Here is a 19,463-nt window from a genome sequence, read left to right on the forward strand (position 1 = left end):
GGTGCCGATCCGGCGCAGACCGGTCGGGCATAACAGGGGAGGGAACGATGAGCCGTTACGTCGGGGCCATCGACCAGGGCACCACCAGCAGCCGCTTCATCGTGTTCGACCGGGCGGGCAGCGTCATCGCGCTGGCCCAGGCCGAGCACGCGCAGATCTACCCGGCCCCGGGCCATGTCGAGCACGACGCCACCGAGATCTGGACAAGAACGCAAGCCGTGATGCGCGAGGCGCTGGAGAAGGGCGGCCTCCAGCCGTCCGACCTCGCCGCGGTGGGCATCACCAACCAGCGTGAGACCACGGTCATCTGGGACCGGACGACCGGCAAGCCGCTCCACAACGCCCTGGTCTGGCAGGACACCCGAAACGACCGTCTGGTGGCGGAGTTCGCCCGCGACGGCGGCCGCGACCGGTTCCGCGACCTGACGGGCCTGCCGCTGGCGAGTTATTTCTCGGGCCTCAAGCTTCGCTGGCTCCTCGACCATGTCGAGGGCGCCCGCGAGAAGGCCGAGGCCGGCGACGTCCTGTTCGGCAACATCGACACGTGGCTCGTCTGGAACCTCACCGGCGGCACCGAGGGCGGCCTTCACGTCACCGACGTGACCAATGCCAGCCGCACGCAGCTCATGTCGCTGAAGACCCTGGACTGGGACGACGGCATGCTGGCGACCTTCGGCATCCCGAAGGCGATGCTGCCGAAGATCGTCTCGTCGAGCGAGGTCTACGGCGAGACCAGGGCGCCGTTCGCGGGCGTGCCGATCGCCGGCATCCTGGGCGACCAGCAGGCGGCCCTGTTCGGCCAGACCTGCTTCACCCCGGGCGAGGCCAAGAACACCTACGGCACCGGCTGCTTCGCGCTGATGAACACCGGCGCCGAGCCGGTCCCGTCGCAGGCCGGCCTCGTCACGACGCTGGCCTACCGCCTCGACGGGCAGAAGCCGGCCTACGCGCTGGAGGGCTCGATCGCCATCACGGGCGCCCTGGTGCAGTGGCTGCGCGACAACCTGCACATGATCAAGGATTCCGCCGAGGTTGAGACGCTCGCCACCACGGTCGAGGATAATGGCGGCGTCTACTTCGTGCCGGCCTTTTCGGGGCTCTACGCGCCGCACTGGAACGAGGGCGCCCGCGGCCTGATCATCGGCCTGACCCGCTACGCCAATCGCGGCCACATCGCGCGCTCGGTGCTGGAGGCGACCGCCTTCCAGACCCGCGAGGTGCTGCAGGCCATGGCGAAGGATTCCGGGATCCCCGTGAAGGAGCTGCGCGCCGATGGCGGCATGGTGGCCAACAACACGCTGATGCAGTTCCAGTCCGATCTGCTCGACGTGCCGGTGGTGCGCCCGAAGGTGGCCGAGACCACGGCGCTCGGCGCAGCCTACGCGGCGGGTCTGGCGGTCGGCTACTGGAAGGGGCTCGACGACCTCAAGCGCAACTGGGGCGTCGACAAGCGCTGGACGCCGAAGATGGATGCCGGCCAGCGCGAAAAGATCGCCGCCGCCTGGGGCCGGGCGGTGCAGCGGTCGTTCGACTGGAAGACCGACGAGGCGTGAGGCGATTTCCCCTCCCCCTTGTGGGGAGGGGGCAGGGGTGGGGGTGGTGCAGGATCGAGCGGTCCGGTGCCTTCTGCACCACCCCCACCTCCAACGCCTCCCCGCACGGGGGAGGAGAGCGCGTTTGCGCGAGGCCGAGACGTCGAAAACCAACAATAAACGGGGGAGACGAGACCATGGCATCACCCTTCCTGGGCGAATTCCTGGGCACGATGACGCTGATCGTGCTGGGCGACGGGATCGTGGCCGGCGCCCTGCTCAAGAAATCCAAGGGCGAGAATGCGGGCTGGATCGCCATCACGGCAGGCTGGGCCTTCGCGGTGCTGGCAGGCATCTTCGTCGCGAATGCCACCGGCAGCCCTGACGCGCATCTCAACCCGGCCGTGACGGTGGCGGGGGCGGTGAGTTCCGGCGATTTCAGCAAGCTGGCGGTCTACATACCGGCTCAGATGCTCGGCGCCTTCGTGGGCGCCGTGATCGTCTGGCTGCACTACCTGCCGCACTGGGCCGCGACCCCGGAGCAGGATTTGAAGCTCGCCTGCTTCTGCACGGGTCCGGCGATCCGCGATGCGAAGTCCAACTGGATCTCCGAGATCATCGCGACCTTCTTCCTGATCCTCACGATCTCCGCCCTCGTCACCAACACGCTGGGCGCGAGCGGCGCGATCCCGCGGGGCGTGGCGCCCTACATGGTCGGCATGCTGGTCTGGGGCATCGGCCTGTCGCTCGGCGGCACCACGGGCTACGCGATCAACCCGGCCCGCGATCTCGGGCCGCGCATCGCCCACGCGGTGCTGCCGATCGCCGGCAAGGGCTCTTCGGATTGGGGCTACGCCCTGATCCCGGTGGCCGCCCCCGTGGTCGGGGCGGCTCTGGCCGGGCTGTTCGTCCGGGCGCTCGGGATCTGACGGAACCCCCATACCCTCAACCGCCGCGGGGCGTCCCTGCGTCGCGGCGGTTTGCGGCGCGGGGCCTCGGGCCTTAAGTCAGGGCGATCCCGATCGCGCCTCCGGGCGCCTCCACGCGGTGTGGCAGACCCCGACCCATGGCCGTCGTCCTCGACATCCTGAAGAACGATCCGCGGCCGGTCCGCCATCCCGAGAAGGCGCACCGGCCCGACCAGCCCGTCCAGGCCAAGAAGCCGGACTGGATCCGCGTAAAGGCGCCGGGCTCCAAGGCCTGGACCGAGACGCAGAAGATCGTGCGCGAGCACGGCCTCGTCACGGTCTGCGAGGAAGCCGGCTGCCCGAATATCGGCGAGTGCTGGGAGAAGCGGCACGCCACCTTCATGATCATGGGCGACACCTGCACGCGGGCCTGCGCCTTCTGCAACGTGCGCACCGGCCTGCCCGACGCCCTCGACGCGGGTGAGCCCGAAAAGATCGCCGACTCGGTCGCCAAGCTCGGCCTGCACCACGTGGTGATCACCTCGGTCGACCGCGACGACCTGAAGGACGGCGGCGCCGCGCATTTTTCCCGGACCATCGCGGCGATCCGGCGGGCGAGCCCCGGCACCACCGTGGAGATCCTGACCCCCGACTTCCTGCGCAAGGACGGCGCGCTCGAAACCGTGGTCGCCGCCAAGCCCGACGTGTTCAACCACAACCTGGAGACGGTGCCGGCCAAGTACCTCACGGTGCGGCCCGGCGCCCGCTACTTCCACTCGGTGCGCCTGCTCCAGCGGGTGAAGGAGCTCGATCCGGCGATCTTCACCAAGTCGGGCATCATGGTCGGCCTCGGCGAGGAGCGGAACGAGGTGCTCCAGCTCATGGACGACCTGCGCTCGGCCGACGTCGATTTCCTCACCATCGGCCAGTACCTGCAGCCGTCGAAGAAGCACCACGAGGTGGTGCGCTTCGTCCCCCCCGACGAGTTCAAGGCCTACGAGACCACCGCCTACGCCAAGGGCTTCCTGCTGGTCTCGGCCACGCCGCTCACGCGTTCGTCGCACCATGCGGGCGAGGACTTCGCGCGCCTTCAGGCGGCGCGTCTGGCAAAACTGTCGCCCGCGCTCTCGGCCTGAGGACAACCGAACACCATGCCGTCTTTCCGGGTCACCCGCGCGGTGAAGCACTCGCCGCAGCAGATGTACGACCTCGTCGCCGACGTGGAGCGCTACCCCGAGTTCCTGCCGCTCTGCGACTCCCTGCGGGTGATCCGCCGGCAGGACATGCCCGAGGGTGGCCAGGTGCTGATCGCCGAGATGGGGGTGGGCTACAAGGCGATCCGCGAGCGCTTCACCACCCGGGTCAGCCTCGATCCGGCGAACCTCAAGATCGTGGCCGAATACATCGACGGCCCGTTCCGGCACCTGGAGAACCGCTGGCTGTTCAAGGACGGCCCGAACGCCGGCTGCAACGTCGATTTCTTCATCACCTACGAGTTCAAGAGCCGGACGCTCGGGCTCCTGATGGGCACGATGTTCGACCGGGCCTTCCGCAAGTTCACCGACGCCTTCGAGGGGCGGGCGGATCGGATGTACGGCGCGCGGGCGTAGCGGCGCGTCCTCGCGAGTTGGTCTCACGATGGCGCGGTGGCTCGGACGTGCTCGGGCCGCACGCCCATCCCGATCATCCGCGCCGGCAGGACCTGCAACGGCGGCACGGCATCGAGGATCCGCAGCGCGAGCGGTGCGCGGAACGGCGCATCGGTCTTGAGCGAGGCCGCGATCACGCGTGACTGGATCACCCGCTGCAGCGCCTGCGTGACCCGCACCGGCAACATCCGCCGAGCCTGGATCCGGGCGAGGTCGGCGTTTGAGGGACGCCCCGCCCGCAGCGGCCCCGTCAGATGGTTGGCTGCCGCCACCGCATCCTGAATCGCGAGATTGATCCCGACGCCGCCCACCGGCGACATGGCGTGCGCCGCGTCGCCGATGCAGAGCAGCCCCGGCCGGTGCCAGCGCTCCAGCCGGTCGACCGTGACGGTCAGGAGCTTGACCGCATCCCAGTCGGCGATCTCCGCGACGCGGTCGGCCAGGAACGGCGCGATCTGCGCCACCGCCTCCCGAAAAGCCGGCAGGCCCTTCGCCCGCAGCGCCGCGTCGCCGCCCTTCGGCACCACGTAGGCGCATTGCCACGCATCGCCCCGGTCGAGGGTCACGAGGAACCGCCCCGGCCCGAAGCGCCCGGCCGCCGCCTCGGGGTCGCCGTCCCGGCGCGGGAGGCGGAACCACAGAACGTCGATCGGCGCCCCGAAGGCCCGGGGCGTGAAGCCCGCGCAGTCCCGCATCCGCGAGTGCCGGCCGTCCGCACACAGCACGAGGTCGGCTCGGATTTCGACAGGCCTGTCCGGCCCCTCGGCGCGCACGCCCAAGACCTGGCCATCGGCCTCGATCAACTCCCGGGCCTCGGTGCGCCGGATCAGCCGGAAGGCCGGGAGACGCTCAGCTTCTCCGGCCAGAAAATCCAGGAAATCCCATTGCGGCATGAAGGACAGGAAGCGGTTGCGGGTCGGCAGCCGGCTGAAATCAGCGATCCGGTAGCTCCGCCCGGCGACGACCCCGGAAAAATGTTCGACGCGCCGCTGGGGCAGGGCGCGGAAGCGCTCCGTGAAGCCCAGCTCGTCCATCAGGTCGAGGGTGGAGGGGTGGATCGTGTCGCCGCGGAAGTCGCGCAGGAAATCCGCATGCTTCTCCAGCACGGTTGTCTCGATTCCGGCGCGGGCGAAGAGCAGGCCGGCCATCATCCCGGCGGGGCCGCCCCCGACGATGCAGAGGCGGGTCGTCACCGTGTCCATGGGCGTCCCTCCCGTCGTCACGGGCCAAGGTCAGGGGCCAAGGTCAGGGGCCAAGCGCCTCCTCCAGAAGGCCGAGCGCGTCGGCGACGGCGGCCCGGCGGATGCCCGCACGCCCGCGATCGCCGTAGCGCCGCTCCAGATGGCGCACGCCGCCATCCCGCAGGGCGAGCCCGAAATGCACGAGGCCGACCGGCTTCTCGGCGCTGCCGCCGCCGGGGCCGGCGATCCCGGTGATCGCCACCGCCACATCGGCCCGCGAGGCGGCGAGCGCGCCTTCGGCCATCGCCCGCGCCACCGGCTCGCTGACGGCGCCGTGCTGCCGGATCCAGTCCATGGGGACGCCGATCGCCTCGGCCTTGGCCGCGTTGGAGTAGGTGACGAAGCCGCGCTCGACCGCCGCCGAGGAGCCCGGCACCGCGGTGAGCAGGCCGGCCACGAGGCCGCCCGTGCAGGATTCCGCCGTGGCGATGGTACGTTTGGCCGCCGTGTAGGCCGCCACCAGCGCCGCGGCGCGGGTCAGGAGTTCCGTGTCGTCGATCATCGCGAACAGGCTCCCAATGGGCGGCCGCGCCCTATCTCATGATGTGGACCAGCGCCGGCCTCCGCTCAAGGACGGCCGGACACGACAGGAGACACCGCGTCCATGATCTTCCCCGCCACCACGGCTTTCTTTGCCGGGCTGCTCGCCCTCGTCTATCTGGGCCTGTCGGGATGGGTGATCGGCGCCCGCGTCTCCGGGAACGTGCTGTTCGGAGACGGCGGCGACGACGCGGTGCTCAAGCGCATCCGCTCGCACGCGAACTTTTCGGAGTACGTGCCGCTGGCGCTGATCCTGATCGGCCTGCTGGAAGCCGGCGGCAGCCGTCACGGGCTGGTGCTGGGGCTGCTGGTGGCCCTGCTGGTCGGCCGGATCCTGCACCCGATCGGGATGTTCGCGGCCGCGAACTCGCCGCGCCAGTTCGCCTGCCGGGGCGGCGGCATCCTGCTGACGCTGGCGGTGCTCGCCGTCGCCGCGATCGCGTTGCTGCTGCGGGCGGGCTGAGTCCAGGGTTTGGGTTTCCAAAGGGCTGTGCCCTTTGGTGGGTTGTCAGGGCAGAGACCTGACAGATTCCAGGGCTCTGCCCTGGACCCGCGAAAGGTCTCGACCTTTCGAAACCAAGACTTCGCGCGCTGCGCGCGACGTCGAACACCCGTCAGACAGGCTGGTCCGCCTCGGGCAGCCGCACCGTCGCGGCGGCCTGGGCGGCGAGCCCTTCGGCGCGGCCGACGAAGCCGAGCTTTTCCGTGGTGGTCGCCTTGATGGAGACCGCCGAGAGCGGCACCCCCGCGATGGCGGCGATGCGCGCCCGGATTTCCTCGCGGTGCTTCCCGATGCGCGGCGCCTCGGCCAGCACGGTGATGTCGAGGTGGTCGATCTTCCCGCCCCGGGCGCGGACCAACCCGCAGGCATGGGCCAGGAACTGGTCCGAGGACGCCCCGCGCCAGCGCTCATCGGAGGGCGGGAAATGGGTGCCGATATCGCCGTCCGCGATGGCGCCGAGCAGGGCGTCGGTGAGCGCGTGCAGCGCCACGTCGCCGTCGGAATGGGCGAGCACGCCGCGATCGGCCGGGATCTTCACGCCGCCGAGCCAGACATGGTCGCCGGTGGTGAAGGCATGGACGTCGAAGCCGGTGCCGAGGCGGGTGACGTAATGGGTCATGGCGCGGGCTCCCGGCGCTGGGGTTTCGGCGGTGCCGGCCGCGAAGGCGCGGTCGGCCTCGATCAGGTCGGCGGGCTGGGTGATCTTGCGGTTGGCGATATCGCCCGCGAACACAACCACCGGCAGGCCCGCCCATTCGGCGAGCGCCCCGTCATCGGTGAAGCCGTCGAGGTTCTGGGCCGCGGCGTCGCGATGGGCGTTCAGCAGCGGGCCGAACGCGAAGGCCTGGGGCGTCTGGACGGCGCGCAGGTGCTCGCGCGGCGGCGTCTCGTGGACCCGCCCGATGCCCGGGGCAATGTCGACCACGCGCTTGACCGTGTCGGTCACCGGCACGCCAGGCACGGCCGCGCCGTGGTCCCGCCCGGCCGCGATCGCCCGCGCGATCAGCGGCGCATCGACGTAGGGGCGGGCGGCGTCGTGGACCAGCACGATCTCGGGCGCCGCGCCGGCCAGCGCTTCGAGACCGGCCCGGACGGAGAGCTGGCGCGTCGCCCCGCCCTCGACCGGCTCGGCGATCTTTTCGCGCAGCCCGGCGTCAAGCTCGTCGAGGCAAGTCCGGAAGAAATCGGCCGCGTCGGCGGCGATCACCGGCTGGATCCGGTCGATGGCGTCCTGGGCGGCCAGCGCGGCGAGCGTGCGCGTCAGAACCGCCTGACCGCCGACGCGGCGATACTGCTTGGGCGTCCCGCCGCCGATGCGGATGCCGCGGCCGGCCGCCACCACCACGGCGGCGACGCCGGTGCCCGCATCGGCGGGTCCGGTGGCAGGCGTGCCGGTGGCGGACATGGGCGGTGAACTCGTGGGATCGGGGAGGGCGGGATCGCGGCCGGGCGCGGGCCAGCCGTGCCGCCGCTGCCCTGCCGGTGAGCAGGCCCGTCGTTTAAGCGGGGGAGGGCGCGAAATCAATGCGCGGCCCCGCTTGCCAGCGGCCCGGGTTTGCCTCATTGTTGTGCAGAATGGCGACTGATCATTATTTGAGCGCGCTGCGCGGGGGACGGCCGACGGGGGGCGGGGCACAGCCCGCACCGCTCTGCCTGCTGGCCCCACTCTCCGGCGTGACCGACCTGCACATGCGCCGGATCGCCCGCCGCTGCGGCGCCGACGCCGTGGTCTCCGAGATGGTGGCGGCCCGCGAGCTGGCCCGGGGCGCCGGCGAGGCTACGTTGCGCGCGGACGGGTCGGGCGTCGACCTCCACGTGGTGCAGCTCGCGGGCTGCGAGGCGGGGCCGATGGCGGAGGCCGCGCGCCTCGCGGAGGCCGGCGGCGCCCACGTGATCGACGTGAACATGGGCTGCCCGGCCAAGATCGTGACCGGCATCGCCTCCGGCTCGGCCCTGATGCGCGACCTCGACCATGCCGAGCGGCTTCTCGCCGCGGTCCGGAACGCCGTCTCGGTGCCGGTCACCGTCAAGATGCGCCTCGGCTGGGACGACGCGACCCGCAACGCCGCCGACCTCGCGGCCCGGGCGGAGCGGCTGGGGCTCAACGCCGTCACGGTCCACGGCCGGACCCGGCAGCAATTCTACACCGGCACGGCCGATTGGGCGGCGATCCGCCCGGTGGTGGAGGCGGTGTCGATCCCGGTGATCGCCAACGGCGACGTGACCGATCTCGCCAGCGCCCGCGCCTGCCTCGCGGCCTCCGGCGCCGCCGGGGTGATGATCGGCCGGGCGGCGACCGGCCGGCCCTGGCTCGTCGGGCAGGTCGCGGCGGCCCTCGCAGGCCGGCAGGTCCCGGAGCCGTCGCGGGCCGAGCAGGCGGCGCTCGCCGCCGAGCACTATGCCGGCCTCCTGTCCCTCTATGGTCGACACATGGGCGTGCGCCACGCGCGAAAACACCTCGCCGCCTATGCCGCGACCGGCGGCGCGCTGGAGCCGGCCGAGCGGTCGGCGCTGCTGACCACCTCCGATCCGGAGGTTGTCCTGTCCCTCCTGGCCCGGGCCTTCGCGGGACCGGCCGACACGGTGCGGGAGGCCGCGTGAGCGACGAACTTCCCCAGCAGGATCCCGGTACAAAGCGCGACACCGCCGCCGAGGCCGTGCTCAACGCCCTGCCACTGCCGGTTCTCACCATCGGCGGCGACGAGCAGATCCTCCACTGCAACCACGCCGCCGAGGCGTTCTTCGACTATTCCGCCCGGCTGATGCAGCGCCGCCGCCTGCGCGACATCATCCCGTTCGCCTCGCCGATCATCGCCCTGGTGGCCGAGGTGCGCCGCCGCCGCGCCAGCGTCAGCGAGTACCGGGTGGAGCTGACCCAGCCCCGCCTCGGGCTGGAGCGCAGCGTCGACGTGTTCGCCACCCCGCTCGGCGACGACGGCGACGCCGTGGTGATGATGCTGCAGGAGCGCACCATCGCCGACAAGATGAACCGCCAGCTCACCCATCGCGGCGCCGCGCGCTCGATGGTGGCGCTCGGCGCGATGCTCGCCCACGAGATCAAGAACCCGCTCGCCGGCATCCGCGGCGCGGCGCAGCTCCTGGAGAGCACCGGCGCCGAAGAGGACCGGCTGCTGACCCGCCTGATCTGCGACGAATCCGACCGGATCGTGCGCATCGTCGAGCGCATGGAGCTGTTCGGCGACGAGCGCCCGGCCGAGCGCGGCGCCGTCAACGTCCACGGGGTGCTCGATCAGGTGAAGCGCTCGGCGCAGTCGGGCTTCGCGCGCCACATCCGCTTCGTCGAGACCTACGACCCGTCGCTGCCGCCGGTGCTCGGCAGCCGCGACCAGCTGATCCAGGTGATCCTGAACCTCGTGAAGAACGCCGCCGAGGCGATCGGGCCGGATGCGGTCGAGGGCGAGATCACCCTGTCGACCGCCTTCCGCACCGGCCTGCGCCTGCAGGTGCCGGGCTCGCGCGAGCGCGTCAGCCTGCCGATCGAGGTGGCGGTGCGCGACAACGGCCCCGGCATCTCGGCCGAGCTGCTGCAGGACCTGTTCGACCCGTTCGTGACCACCAAGGCGCAGGGGTCCGGCCTCGGTCTTGCATTGGTGGCCAAGATCGTCGGCGATCACGGAGGGATCGTCGAGTGCGATCCCGCCCCCCGCCGCACGACGTTCCGCATCCTCCTGCCGATGTCGAGCGCCCGCGACGGGCGCGAATCGGCGGTCGATCCGTAATGTGGTTTCCCCCTTTCCGGCCCCCGTCGGAGGTCTGAGTAGAGAGTCATGCCCAACGGCCACATCATCGTCGCCGACGACGACGCCGCGATCCGCACCGTGCTCAACCAGGCCCTGTCCCGGGCGGGCTACGAGGTCCGCTCCACGGGCAACTGCGCCACCCTCTGGCGCTGGGTCGCGCAGGGGGAGGGGGACCTCGTCATCACCGACGTGGTCATGCCCGACGAGAACGTGTTCGACCTGCTGCCGCGCATCAAGCGGGTGCGGCCGGAGCTGCCGATCATCGTGATGAGCGCGCAGAACACCTTCATGACGGCGATCCGCGCCTCGGAGCGCGGTGCCTACGAGTACCTGCCGAAACCCTTCGACCTGAAGGAGCTGATCGCCATCGTGGGCCGGGCGCTCTCGCGGCCCCGCGGCGCGGCGCCGGCCGGGGCGGGGCCGGAGAACGAGGATATCCCGCTGGTCGGCCGCTCGCCGGCGATGCAGGAGATCTACCGGGCGCTCGCCCGGCTGATGCCCACCGACCTCACGGTGATGATCACCGGCGAGTCCGGCACCGGCAAGGAGCTGGTCGCCCGGGCGCTGCACGATTACGGCCGCCGCCGCACCGGCCCGTTCGTGCCGGTCAACATGGCGGCGATCCCGCGCGACCTGATCGAATCCGAGCTGTTCGGCCACGAGAAGGGCGCCTTCACCGGCGCGCTCCAGCGCTCGGCCGGCCGGTTCGAGCAGGCCGAGGGCGGTACGCTGTTCCTCGACGAGATCGGCGACATGCCCATGGAGGCGCAGACGCGGCTGCTGCGCGTGCTCCAGCAGGGCGAGTACACCACGGTCGGCGGCCGGGTGCCGATCAAGACCAACGTCCGGATCATCGCGGCGACCAACAAGGATCTGCGGATCTCGATCCAGCAGGGGATCTTCCGCGAGGACCTGTTCTTCCGGCTGAACGTGGTGCCGCTGCGGCTGCCGGCCCTGCGCGAGCGCTCGGAGGACGTGCCGGACCTCGTCCGCCACTTCTTCGTGCTGGTCGAGCGCGAGGGCCTGACCCGGAAGTCGCTTGACGGCGACGCCATGGAGCGGCTCAAGCGCTACCGCTGGCCGGGCAACGTCCGCGAGCTGGAGAATCTCGTCCGGCGGCTCGCCGCCCTCTACCCGCAGGACACGATCACCGGCCCGGTGATCGAGGCCGAGCTCGACACCCTGCCGCTGGCCACCCCCGCGGCGCCCGCGGCCAACGGCGCCGCCCGCAAGGCCGGAGCCGAGTCGGAGAGCCTGTCGAGCGCCGTGGAGCGGCACCTCTCGGATTACTTTTCCGGGTATCGCGACACGCTGCCGCCGCCGGGGCTCTATCACCGGATCCTGCGGGAGATCGAAGGCCCGCTGATCGGCGCGGCGCTCGCCGCCACCCGCGGCAACCAGATCCGCGCGGCGGAACTGCTCGGGGTCAACCGCAACACCCTGCGCAAGAAGGTGCGCGACCTCGACCTGCAGGTGTTTCGCACGGCGCGGTAGAACTTCTCAGCCTGATCCAACCCATCCCCCTCATCCTGAGGTGCTGCGCAGCAGCCTCGAAGGAGGGCGCCAAGGATCGCAGCATCTTCTGGAGGGCTCCTTCGAGGCCTCCGCTACGCTCCGGCGCCTCAGGATGAGGTTGCGGGTGGGATGAGCGCGATCGCGCCTGCGCTCACCGCCCCGGCAGAATCGGGTCGCCGCGCATCAACGCGTGCAACCGCTCGGTGTCGAACCCGTTCGGGATGCTCGGCGCAGCCGGCTTCGGCGCCGGCGCGGCCTTGACGGGCGCGGGCAGGGACCCGGTGGCGGAGGGCTCGGCCTGGGCGGCGCGGACCATCGGCGCCGGCGCCAGATGCGCGAGCCGGTCTGCGCTGACGAACACGACCGTCGCCGTGGAGGCGAGGACGAGGACGCCGCCGATGAGGGAACGCAGGATACGCACGCGACGACCCGGGACGCGACTTGAGACGGCAACAGAATAGCGCCGCGGCCGTTAACGAAGCCCCACCCCTGATCGTTGACGGGGAACAAGTCTTCGGGAGGCGATAGTGACGAACGCCCAGGCCACCGCGAGCGACAGCCCGTTCATCCAGGGACGCAATGCCCGGCTCTACGGCAAGCCCGTGAGCGAATGCCCCTATCCGGAGGGCTCCGAGGAGCGTGCCGCCTGGATGGAAGCCTACGAGGAGGCCGTGAACTCGGATCCGCCCGAGAAGCCGTGATCCGGGGAAACGCAGGCGTCCGAAGACCGTAGAGCGAGCGCTCCGCTTGACCTTGCCGGGCGGGCGGCGCTTCGTGCGGTGCAGCGCAGCCCGGTCCACGAGTCCCGATGTCCCTGAAGCCCCCGCCCGAGTCCGAAAAGAATTTCGCGCCCGCGACGCGCCTCGTCCATGCGGGCCGGGATCCGGGCGAGCAGCATGGGTTCGTCAACACGCCGATCTATCGCGGCTCGACCGTCCTCTATCCGACCTACGACGCGATCAAGCACCGGCGCGGGCGCTACAATTACGGCACCTCGGCCACGCCCACCATGGACGCGCTGACGAGCGCCTGGACGGACCTCGCGGGCGCCGCCGGCACCGTCGTGACGCCCTCGGGGCTGGCGGCGCTGACCGTCGCGCTGATGGCGGCGGTCTCAGCCGGCGACCACCTCCTCGTCACCGATTCCGCCTATCGGCCGACCCGCCAGTTCTGCGACGGCGTGCTGGCCCGGTTCGGCGTGGAGGTCACCTATTACGACCCGGTCATCGGCGCCGGCATCGCCGAGCTGATGCGGCCGAACACGAAGGCCGTGCTGGTCGAGGCGCCCGGCTCGCAAAGCTTCGAGATGCAGGACGTCCCGGCCATCGCCGCGGAGGCGCATGCCCGCGACGCCTGCGTGATCATGGACAACACCTGGGCGACGCCGCTGTTGTTCCCGCCGCACGAGCGTGGGGTCGACATCGCGGTCGAGGCCGGGACCAAGTATCTGAGCGGCGGCTCGGACCTGCTGATCGGCCTGACCTCGGCCAACGCGAAGTACTTCCCGGCGGTGCGCCGCACCTTCGACCAGTTCGCCATGTGCGCGGGCGCGGAGGACATCTTCCTGGCGCTCCGGGGCATGCGCACCATGAACCTCCGGCTGCGCGAGCACGGCCGCGCCGGGCTGGAGATGGCCCGCTGGTTCCAGGCCCGGCCCGAGGTGCTGCGGGTGCTCCATCCCGGCCTGCCGGAGGATCCCGGCCACGCGATCTGGAAGCGCGACTTCTCCGGCGCCTCCGGGCTGTTCGGGGTGATCCTGAAGCCCGTGCCGGAGGCGGGCGTAGCCGCCATGCTGGACGGGCTGCAGCTGTTCGGGATGGGGTTTTCCTGGGGCGGCTTCGAGAGCTTGGTGATCCCGTTCGACTGCGCCGGCTACCGGACCGCCACGACATGGGCGCCGGGCGGGCCGGCCCTGCGCTTCCACATCGGGCTCGAGGACGTCGAGGATCTCAAGGCCGATCTCGATGCCGGCTTCGCGCGCCTGCGGGCCGCCGCGTGAGCGAGCCGAGCCGGCGCCGCCCGATCCAGGGCGCCGGTGTCCGGGGGGTCGCGACGGTGCCGGATCAGGTTCCGCCCCCGCGCCACCTGCCGGGACAAGGGGCGGTTCAGGATGGTACGCGTCCCTTTTCCGGGCGCAGGCGGCGCCGGCGGAATGCGCCCCGGGACCGGGGCTGCGAAGCGCCGCAAAGCGGCACCGAACACCCGTCCCGATACGGCGATCCGCGCCTTCAAGAGACCCGGTGCATTTGACCTTCCCGCGCGATCCTGATTGACCCGCCCGGCATGACCACGAGCCTCTCAGCCGGCGGCACCGCGCGCCTCGCACCCGCCGACCGGATCGGCCGCGGGCTCGACGCGCTGAGCCTGACCCATGCCCGCGCGGTTGCCGCCCTGCTGGCGCTCTGCCTCGTCCTGTTCCTGCCCGGCCAGATCTCGCTGCAGCCGATGGACCGGGACGAGCCGCGCTTCGCCCAGGCCTCGAAGCAGATGCTGGAGACCGGCGATTTCGTGGACATCCGCTTCCAGGGCGAGGCGCGCAACAAGAAGCCGGTGGGCATCTACTGGGCCCAGGCCGCCGCGGTCGCGACCGGGGAAGCGCTTGGCGTGCCGGAGGCCCGCACGCAGATCGCCCTCTACCGCATCCCCTCGTTGATCGGCGCCGCCGCCTCGGTGCTGCTCGCCTACTGGGCCGCGCTCGCCGTCCTGCCCCGCCGCGGGGCGCTCCTCGCCGCCGCGCTCTACGGCGCCTGCCTGATGCTCAACGCCGAGGCGCATCTCGCCAAGACCGACGCGCTGCTGGCGGCCTGCGCCACGGCGAGCCTCGGCGCGCTCGCACGGACGTGGCTGGCCGCGCGCGCGGGCCGGCCCCCTTCAGGCCCGGTCTTCGCGGCCTTCTGGCTCGGGATGGCTCTGGGCATCCTCGTGAAGGGGCCGATGGTCCCGCTCTTCGTCGCGCTGCCGGCACTGTTCCTGTCGATCGTCGCGCGCTCCGCGCGCTGGCTGCTGCCCCTGCGGCCGCTGCCGGGCCTCGCCCTGACGCTCGCCCTGGTCGCCCCCTGGTTCGCCGCCATCGCGTGGAAGAGCGGCGGCGCCTTCTACGCCGAGGCGATCGGGCACGACATGCTCGGCAAGGTCGGCGGCGCGGCCGAGCGGCACTGGGGACCGCCCGGGGCCTACACGCTCGCCTTCTTCGCGACCTTCTGGCCCGGCGCCGCCTTCGCCGCCATGAGCCTGCCCTTCGCGTGGCGGGCCCGGCGCGAGCCCGCATCCGCCTTCCTGATCGCCACGGTGCTGCCGGCCTGGCTGATCTTCGAGGCGATGCCGACCAAGCTGCCCCACTACGTCCTGCCGCTGATGCCGTGGCTCGCGATCCTCACCGGGCTTGCCCTGTCGCGGGGTGCGCTGGATCCCCGGCTGCGCGGCGCGCGCCTGACCGCTTTGCTGGTGCCGGCGATCCCCGTCGCGCTGACGATCGGCCTGTGCGTCGTCGGCTGGCGCCTCGACGGCCACACGATTCCGTGGCCGGCCCTGCCGCTGCTCGCCGCCGCCTGTGCGGTCGCGGCACTGGCGTGGCTGGCCTTCGCGCGGGGGCCGGTGGAGGGATCCGCGGAGCGCGCCCTGGTGCTCGGCGTGCTGGCCTCGTGCCTCCTCGGGCCGGCGGTGCTGGGCGTGGCGCAGCGTTCGCTGCCGGCCCTGAAGGTCTCCCCGCGCCTCGCCGCCCTGCGCGACCGGATGCCCTGCGCCGATCCCCAGGTCGCGAGCCTCGGCTACCGGGAGCCGAGCCTCGTGTTCCTGATCGGCACCGGGCTTGCCCTGCCGCCGGACGGCGCCGCGGCGAAGGCGTTCCTCGCTGCCGGCGGCTGCCGGCTGCTGTTCGTCGAGGCCAGGGATCGCGACGACTTCAACGCCGCCTGGCCGGTGGGAGGCGGGGCGCCGGCACCGCTGGCCGAGGTCGATGGCTTCAACCTGAACACCGGCCGGCGGGTCTTCGTGACGGCCTATGGGGTGACCCCGTGAGCGAGGCCCCCCGTCTCAGCATCGTCGTGCCGATGCGCAACGAGGCCGGCAATGTCGCCCCCCTCGTGGCCGAGATCGAGGCGGCCTGCGCGGGCCTCGCCGTCGAGCTGATCTGCGTCGATGACGGCTCCACCGACGGCACCCCGGCGGCGCTGGCGGCGGCCCGGGCCGGGCGGCCCTGGCTTCGGGTGCTGCGCCATGCCCGCAGCGGCGGCCAATCCGCCGCCGTGCGCAGCGGCGTCCTCGCGGCGCGGGGCGAGATCGTCGCGACCCTCGACGGCGACGGCCAGAACGATCCGGCCTTCATCCCGGTCCTGCTCACCGCCCTCGACGAAGCCGGCCCCGGGGCCGGGCTCGCCCAGGGCCAGCGGCGCGGGCGCAAGGACGGGCCGTTCAAGATGCTCCAGTCGCGGATCGCCAACGGCGTGCGCGGGCGCATCCTCAAGGACGCGACCCGCGACACCGGCTGCGGCCTCAAGGTCTTCCGCCGCGCCGTCTATCTGCGGCTCCCGTATTTCGACGCCCTGCACCGGTTCATGCCGGCGCTCGTGGCGCGGGAGGGTTTTGCCGTGGTCCACCGCGACGTGGTCGACCGGCCGCGGATGACGGGGGTCTCGAATTACGGGCTGTTCGACCGCCTCTGGGTCGGGCTCCTCGATCTCGCGGGCGTCTGGTGGCTGATCCGGCGCAAGCGCGCCGATCCGCGCCCGGAAGAGATCGCCGCGCCGGCCGGGACGCCGGCAGATCAGGACGTCGGATGCTGATCCAGCTCGCCCACGACCTGCCGGACTACTTCTACGACGTGTTCGTCACGCGGATGGATTTCTGGCTGGTGTTCGGCATCGTCGCCCAGGTGGTGTTCGGCTCGCGCTTCATCCTGCAATGGATCGCCAGCGAACGGGCGGGGCGCAGCGTGATGCCGCTGTCCTTCTGGTTCCTGTCGATCCTCGGCGGCCTCATGACCCTGGTCTACGGCTTCGTGCGGCGCGAGCCGGTGATCATCATCGGCCAGGGGCTGTCGACCGGCATCTACCTGCGCAACCTCGCGCTGATCTTTCGCGAGCGGCGGCGGAAACGGGGCTCGGCATGACCCGCGCGCCGCTGCCGGCCTTCTACGACGACCTCGACGCGAGCTTCGCCGAAGCGTGGCGGCTCCTGGCCGAGGGCGCCGCTCTGGGGCGCAGCGGATTCCACCTGCCGGCGCTCGCGACCCTCGGCGCCGACGGCGTCCCACGGCTGCGCACCGTGGTGCTGCGCGAGGCCGACCCGGAAACCGGCACCCTCCGGTTCCACTGCGACCGCCGCTCCGACAAGGCGGCCGAGATCGCCGACAACCCGGCCTGCGCCCTCATGGCGTACGATGCGGCGGCCAAGATCCAGATCCGCGTGGAGGGCCACGCCACCCTCCACACCGACGATGCCGTGGCCGAGGCAGCCTGGGCCGGATCCCGGGCGATGAGCCGGGTCTGCTACGCGGCCGAGCCCGCCCCCGGCACCGCGCTCCCGGCGGGGGGCGCCTACACGCTGCCGGACGAGTCCGCCGCCGCGACGACCGGCCGGCCGCATTTCGCCGCCGTGCTGGTCCGGGCCGCGCGACTGGACTTCCTCTTCCTCGATCGCCGCGGTCATCGCCGGGCGGCGTGGCATCGCCGCGAGGCCGGTTGGCACGCGGCTTGGCTCGCGCCCTGATCGGATTCGCCCGCTCGCAACCCCGTCCGCTGCGCGGGTGCCGCTGCGGGGTAGATCGAGGATGAATCGGCCGACACGAAGCTTTCCCGGCTCGTATCGTGTGCCGCACCCGCATGGGCGCTGTCTGAAACCGTGAGGAAGACTTACAGCCGCGCGCCCGATCGCGTCACAATCGAGCGCGGCTCTGAGCCTTTGTCGCAGCGCACGCTCTTGCGCCGAACCGGCATCCATTTCGGCGGAGAGCGCTCTAAGACAAACTACCGAAAGATGCGACTTGGATCAGTTCAACAATCTCAAATGACAGGTCCGTCGAGACTGTCCCATCTCTGATCCGAAGCGCACCATCGCGCCAGTTTTCTGTAGACTTCTTTAGTTTGACGGATGTAAGCAGAGCCGGTCCCGGGGACTTGGCCGTGAATCGTTTGTTCAGAAATTCAATATCGCTGAAAATTGCATTCGCGTTCGCTTTTATCGCCGCGAGTTCAGTCGGCTATCTCTACTATATCTCGAAGCGCATGGTGGCGACGGACGCGGCCTATAGTGCGTATCTCGACAATGATGCCACGGCCGCCACAATGGCGGCGCGCCTCGGCCGCACCGTCTATCAGATGAGCTACGTGGCGTTCCGAGCCCTCGGCGAGGCCGACCCGGACGAATCGGACCGGATCGGCGCCGCCTTCGAGCCGCTTCCGGCCGAGGCCGGCAAGCTCATCGACGGCGTGCGCCGGAACGCCCCGGCGGCCTTCCACGACCGGACCGAGCGGATCGCCGCCCTGCTCGATACCTACGCCAAGCTCACCGGCGAGATGTGCGCCATGATCAAGAAGGGCATGAGTGCCCAGGCTCTGACCCTCGCGCACAAGAAGGTGGATCCTGTCCAGAAGACGCTGTTTGCCGAGATCGACGCCTTTGCCGACGATCTGGGCGCGGCGATCCGGAACGGCGCCGCGACGCTCGATGCGGACACCCGAACGATCCTGGTCTGGGTGATCGGCTCCTCGGCGGCCGGGATCGCGGTCAGCATCCTGGCCGGCCTGCTGCTGGTCAATCTCGGCGTCACGCGCCCGCTCGGCCGGCTGACGGTCGTCCTGGAGGGCATGGCGGCGGGGGAGCTGGACGCGGAGATCCCGGAGGCGCGGCGTGGTGACGAGATCGGCGCGATCGGGAAGGCCGTGGAGGGGATCAAGTCCCTGGTCTCCCGCAACGCGGTCGAGCAGGCGGAAGCCAAGCGTCTGATCGACGAAGCCGCCGCCGCCGAGCGCAGCCGGACGCTGCTGAGTTTCGCCGACGCCTTCGAGGCCACGGTGGGCCGGATCATCGGCCTCGTCTCCGCCTCGGTCGCCAGCCTTCAGGCCACCGCCCGGACCATGACCGACACCGCCGCGCGCACCGCCGCCCGGTCCACCACCGTGGCGGCCGCCGCCGAGGAGGCCGCCACCAACGTCAACACAGTGGCGAGCGCGGCCGAGGAACTGGGCACCTCGGTCCTGGAGATCGGCCGGCAGGTCAGCGGCTCCGCCACGCTCGCGCAGAACGCCGTCACGGAGGCCGACCAGACCGCCGCCCTGGTGCAGGATCTCAGCGCCGCCGCCGGCAAGGTCGATGCCGTCGTGGAGCTGATCGCCGCCATCGCCAGCCAGACCAACCTGCTGGCGCTCAATGCCACGATCGAGGCGGCCCGGGCCGGCGCGGCAGGCCGCGGCTTCGCCGTCGTGGCGGGGGAGGTGAAGGAACTCGCGGGCCAGGCGGCCCGGGCGACGGAGGAGATCTCGGCGCAGATCGGCCGCATTCAGGGGGCGACCGGCCAAGCAGTCTCGGTGATCGCCACGATCGCGGCACGGATCCGCGAGATCGACTCGGTGGCGACGTCGATCGCCGCCGCGGTGGAGCAGCAGGGGGCGGCAACACAGGAGATCGTGCGCAACGTCGCCCAGGCCGCCACCGGCACCAGCGAGGTGACCAGCAACATGGCGGGCGTGGCCGAGGCGTCGGAGGCGACCGGCGCGGCCGCCGATCAGGTCCTGGCTGCCACCGCCGCGCTGGCACGCCAGTCGGAGGAGCTCGGCGGCGAGGTCCGGCGCTTCCTCACCACGATCCGGGCCGCGTGAG

General features: G+C 71.4%; 19 protein-coding genes. 15 read left to right on the forward strand and 4 right to left on the reverse strand.

What is annotated here, in order from left to right:
- Positions 1-47: 47 nt before the first annotated feature.
- From glpK to FVE89_RS25135, 4 genes are all read left to right on the forward strand, one after another.
- A complete protein-coding gene (gene glpK, locus FVE89_RS25120) occupies positions 48-1,553 on the forward strand; it encodes a glycerol kinase GlpK (RefSeq protein WP_161392878.1) in 1,506 nt (501 codons plus the stop codon).
- A 176-nt stretch (positions 1,554-1,729) separates the two neighbouring features.
- Entirely contained in the window at positions 1,730-2,461 is a 732-nt protein-coding gene (locus FVE89_RS25125; protein WP_161392879.1) for an MIP/aquaporin family protein, read from the forward strand.
- A gap of 137 nt (positions 2,462-2,598) precedes the next feature.
- Positions 2,599-3,576: a lipoyl synthase gene (gene lipA, locus FVE89_RS25130; RefSeq protein ID WP_161392880.1), complete on the forward strand. Its 978-nt coding sequence runs from the start codon at positions 2,599-2,601 to the stop codon at positions 3,574-3,576.
- 15 nt (positions 3,577-3,591) lie between these two features.
- Positions 3,592-4,050, forward strand: coding sequence for a type II toxin-antitoxin system RatA family toxin (locus FVE89_RS25135; protein WP_161392881.1), 459 nt, complete (start codon positions 3,592-3,594; stop codon positions 4,048-4,050).
- Positions 4,051-4,073: 23 nt separating this feature from the next.
- Here the strand turns inward: FVE89_RS25135 and FVE89_RS25140 are convergent, their stop codons facing one another.
- Both FVE89_RS25140 and FVE89_RS25145 read right to left on the reverse strand, forming a co-directional pair.
- Entirely contained in the window at positions 4,074-5,291 is a 1,218-nt protein-coding gene (locus FVE89_RS25140; RefSeq protein WP_161392882.1) for an FAD-dependent oxidoreductase, read from the reverse strand.
- Positions 5,292-5,334: 43 nt separating this feature from the next.
- Positions 5,335-5,832 (reverse strand): CinA family protein, encoded by a 498-nt coding sequence (locus FVE89_RS25145; protein WP_161392883.1) that lies wholly within the window; start codon positions 5,830-5,832, stop codon positions 5,335-5,337.
- 102 nt (positions 5,833-5,934) lie between these two features.
- Here FVE89_RS25145 and FVE89_RS25150 point away from each other — a divergent pair, with 102 nt between their 5' ends.
- Positions 5,935-6,333, forward strand: a complete 399-nt coding sequence (locus FVE89_RS25150) for an MAPEG family protein (protein ID WP_161392884.1) — start codon at positions 5,935-5,937, stop codon at positions 6,331-6,333.
- 151 nt (positions 6,334-6,484) lie between these two features.
- On the opposite strand, the gene FVE89_RS25155 is transcribed toward FVE89_RS25150, so the two are convergent.
- Positions 6,485-7,777 (reverse strand): bifunctional 2-C-methyl-D-erythritol 4-phosphate cytidylyltransferase/2-C-methyl-D-erythritol 2,4-cyclodiphosphate synthase, encoded by a 1,293-nt coding sequence (locus FVE89_RS25155; protein ID WP_161392885.1) that lies wholly within the window; start codon positions 7,775-7,777, stop codon positions 6,485-6,487.
- Positions 7,778-7,947: 170 nt separating this feature from the next.
- Here FVE89_RS25155 and dusB point away from each other — a divergent pair, with 170 nt between their 5' ends.
- Genes dusB through ntrC form a run of 3 tightly spaced genes read left to right on the forward strand, consistent with a single transcriptional unit; the run spans position 7,948 to position 11,627 of the window.
- Positions 7,948-8,973 (forward strand): tRNA dihydrouridine synthase DusB, encoded by a 1,026-nt coding sequence (gene dusB / locus FVE89_RS25160; protein ID WP_161392886.1) that lies wholly within the window; start codon positions 7,948-7,950, stop codon positions 8,971-8,973.
- Positions 8,970-10,112 (forward strand): ATP-binding protein, encoded by a 1,143-nt coding sequence (locus FVE89_RS25165; protein WP_161392887.1) that lies wholly within the window; start codon positions 8,970-8,972, stop codon positions 10,110-10,112. The genes dusB and FVE89_RS25165 overlap by 4 nt, the downstream gene beginning before the upstream one ends.
- A gap of 48 nt (positions 10,113-10,160) precedes the next feature.
- Positions 10,161-11,627, forward strand: a complete 1,467-nt coding sequence (gene ntrC / locus FVE89_RS25170) for a nitrogen regulation protein NR(I) (protein WP_161392888.1) — start codon at positions 10,161-10,163, stop codon at positions 11,625-11,627.
- A gap of 172 nt (positions 11,628-11,799) precedes the next feature.
- On the opposite strand, the gene FVE89_RS25175 is transcribed toward ntrC, so the two are convergent.
- Positions 11,800-12,069, reverse strand: a complete 270-nt coding sequence (locus FVE89_RS25175) for a hypothetical protein (RefSeq protein WP_161392889.1) — start codon at positions 12,067-12,069, stop codon at positions 11,800-11,802.
- Between the two features lie 106 nt (positions 12,070-12,175).
- On the opposite strand from FVE89_RS25175, the gene FVE89_RS30685 reads away from it, so the two are divergent.
- The 7 genes from FVE89_RS30685 to FVE89_RS31600 all read left to right on the forward strand — a co-directional run bounded on the left by FVE89_RS30685 (position 12,176) and on the right by FVE89_RS31600 (position 19,462).
- Positions 12,176-12,349 (forward strand): Rmf/CrpP family protein, encoded by a 174-nt coding sequence (locus FVE89_RS30685; RefSeq protein WP_202131097.1) that lies wholly within the window; start codon positions 12,176-12,178, stop codon positions 12,347-12,349.
- A 107-nt stretch (positions 12,350-12,456) separates the two neighbouring features.
- Positions 12,457-13,647: a cystathionine beta-lyase gene (gene metC / locus FVE89_RS25180; protein ID WP_161392890.1), complete on the forward strand. Its 1,191-nt coding sequence runs from the start codon at positions 12,457-12,459 to the stop codon at positions 13,645-13,647.
- A 284-nt stretch (positions 13,648-13,931) separates the two neighbouring features.
- Entirely contained in the window at positions 13,932-15,665 is a 1,734-nt protein-coding gene (locus FVE89_RS25185) for a glycosyltransferase family 39 protein (RefSeq protein ID WP_161392891.1), read from the forward strand.
- The gene (locus tag FVE89_RS25190) at positions 15,662-16,429 is read left to right on the forward strand and encodes a glycosyltransferase (protein ID WP_161392892.1); all 768 of its coding nucleotides are present in this window, start codon (positions 15,662-15,664) and stop codon (positions 16,427-16,429) included. Before FVE89_RS25185 ends, FVE89_RS25190 begins: the two co-directional genes overlap by 4 nt.
- Positions 16,423-16,755 carry a lipid-A-disaccharide synthase N-terminal domain-containing protein gene (locus FVE89_RS25195; RefSeq protein WP_161392893.1) on the forward strand — a complete coding sequence of 111 codons (333 nt, stop codon included), beginning with the start codon at positions 16,423-16,425 and terminating at the stop codon, positions 16,753-16,755. Before FVE89_RS25190 ends, FVE89_RS25195 begins: the two co-directional genes overlap by 7 nt.
- Positions 16,752-17,354: a pyridoxamine 5'-phosphate oxidase family protein gene (locus FVE89_RS25200; RefSeq protein WP_161392894.1), complete on the forward strand. Its 603-nt coding sequence runs from the start codon at positions 16,752-16,754 to the stop codon at positions 17,352-17,354. The genes FVE89_RS25195 and FVE89_RS25200 overlap by 4 nt, the downstream gene beginning before the upstream one ends.
- A 413-nt stretch (positions 17,355-17,767) precedes the next feature.
- Positions 17,768-19,462, forward strand: a complete 1,695-nt coding sequence (locus FVE89_RS31600) for a HAMP domain-containing methyl-accepting chemotaxis protein (protein WP_348644731.1) — start codon at positions 17,768-17,770, stop codon at positions 19,460-19,462.
- Position 19,463: the final 1 nt, after the last annotated feature.

This window comes from Methylobacterium sp. 2A, assembly GCF_009806555.1.
In the GTDB taxonomy this organism is placed as follows: Bacteria; Pseudomonadota; Alphaproteobacteria; order Rhizobiales; family Beijerinckiaceae; genus Methylobacterium.

What these genes read in the sequence shown, in the direction of transcription:
- glpK (WP_161392878.1), top strand. Translation starts at nt 48, where the DNA reads ATGAGCCGTTACGTCGGGGCCATCGACCAGGGCACCACCAGCAGCCGC.
- FVE89_RS25125 (WP_161392879.1), top strand. Translation starts at nt 1,730, where the DNA reads ATGGCATCACCCTTCCTGGGCGAATTCCTGGGCACGATGACGCTGATC.
- lipA (WP_161392880.1), top strand. Translation starts at nt 2,599, where the DNA reads ATGGCCGTCGTCCTCGACATCCTGAAGAACGATCCGCGGCCGGTCCGC.
- FVE89_RS25135 (WP_161392881.1), top strand. Translation starts at nt 3,592, where the DNA reads ATGCCGTCTTTCCGGGTCACCCGCGCGGTGAAGCACTCGCCGCAGCAG.
- FVE89_RS25140 (WP_161392882.1), bottom strand. Translation starts at nt 5,291, where the DNA reads ATGGACACGGTGACGACCCGCCTCTGCATCGTCGGGGGCGGCCCCGCC.
- FVE89_RS25145 (WP_161392883.1), bottom strand. Translation starts at nt 5,832, where the DNA reads ATGATCGACGACACGGAACTCCTGACCCGCGCCGCGGCGCTGGTGGCG.
- FVE89_RS25150 (WP_161392884.1), top strand. Translation starts at nt 5,935, where the DNA reads ATGATCTTCCCCGCCACCACGGCTTTCTTTGCCGGGCTGCTCGCCCTC.
- FVE89_RS25155 (WP_161392885.1), bottom strand. Translation starts at nt 7,777, where the DNA reads ATGTCCGCCACCGGCACGCCTGCCACCGGACCCGCCGATGCGGGCACC.
- dusB (WP_161392886.1), top strand. Translation starts at nt 7,948, where the DNA reads ATGGCGACTGATCATTATTTGAGCGCGCTGCGCGGGGGACGGCCGACG.
- ntrC (WP_161392888.1), top strand. Translation starts at nt 10,161, where the DNA reads ATGCCCAACGGCCACATCATCGTCGCCGACGACGACGCCGCGATCCGC.
- metC (WP_161392890.1), top strand. Translation starts at nt 12,457, where the DNA reads ATGTCCCTGAAGCCCCCGCCCGAGTCCGAAAAGAATTTCGCGCCCGCG.
- FVE89_RS25185 (WP_161392891.1), top strand. Translation starts at nt 13,932, where the DNA reads ATGACCACGAGCCTCTCAGCCGGCGGCACCGCGCGCCTCGCACCCGCC.
- FVE89_RS25195 (WP_161392893.1), top strand. Translation starts at nt 16,423, where the DNA reads ATGCTGATCCAGCTCGCCCACGACCTGCCGGACTACTTCTACGACGTG.
- FVE89_RS25200 (WP_161392894.1), top strand. Translation starts at nt 16,752, where the DNA reads ATGACCCGCGCGCCGCTGCCGGCCTTCTACGACGACCTCGACGCGAGC.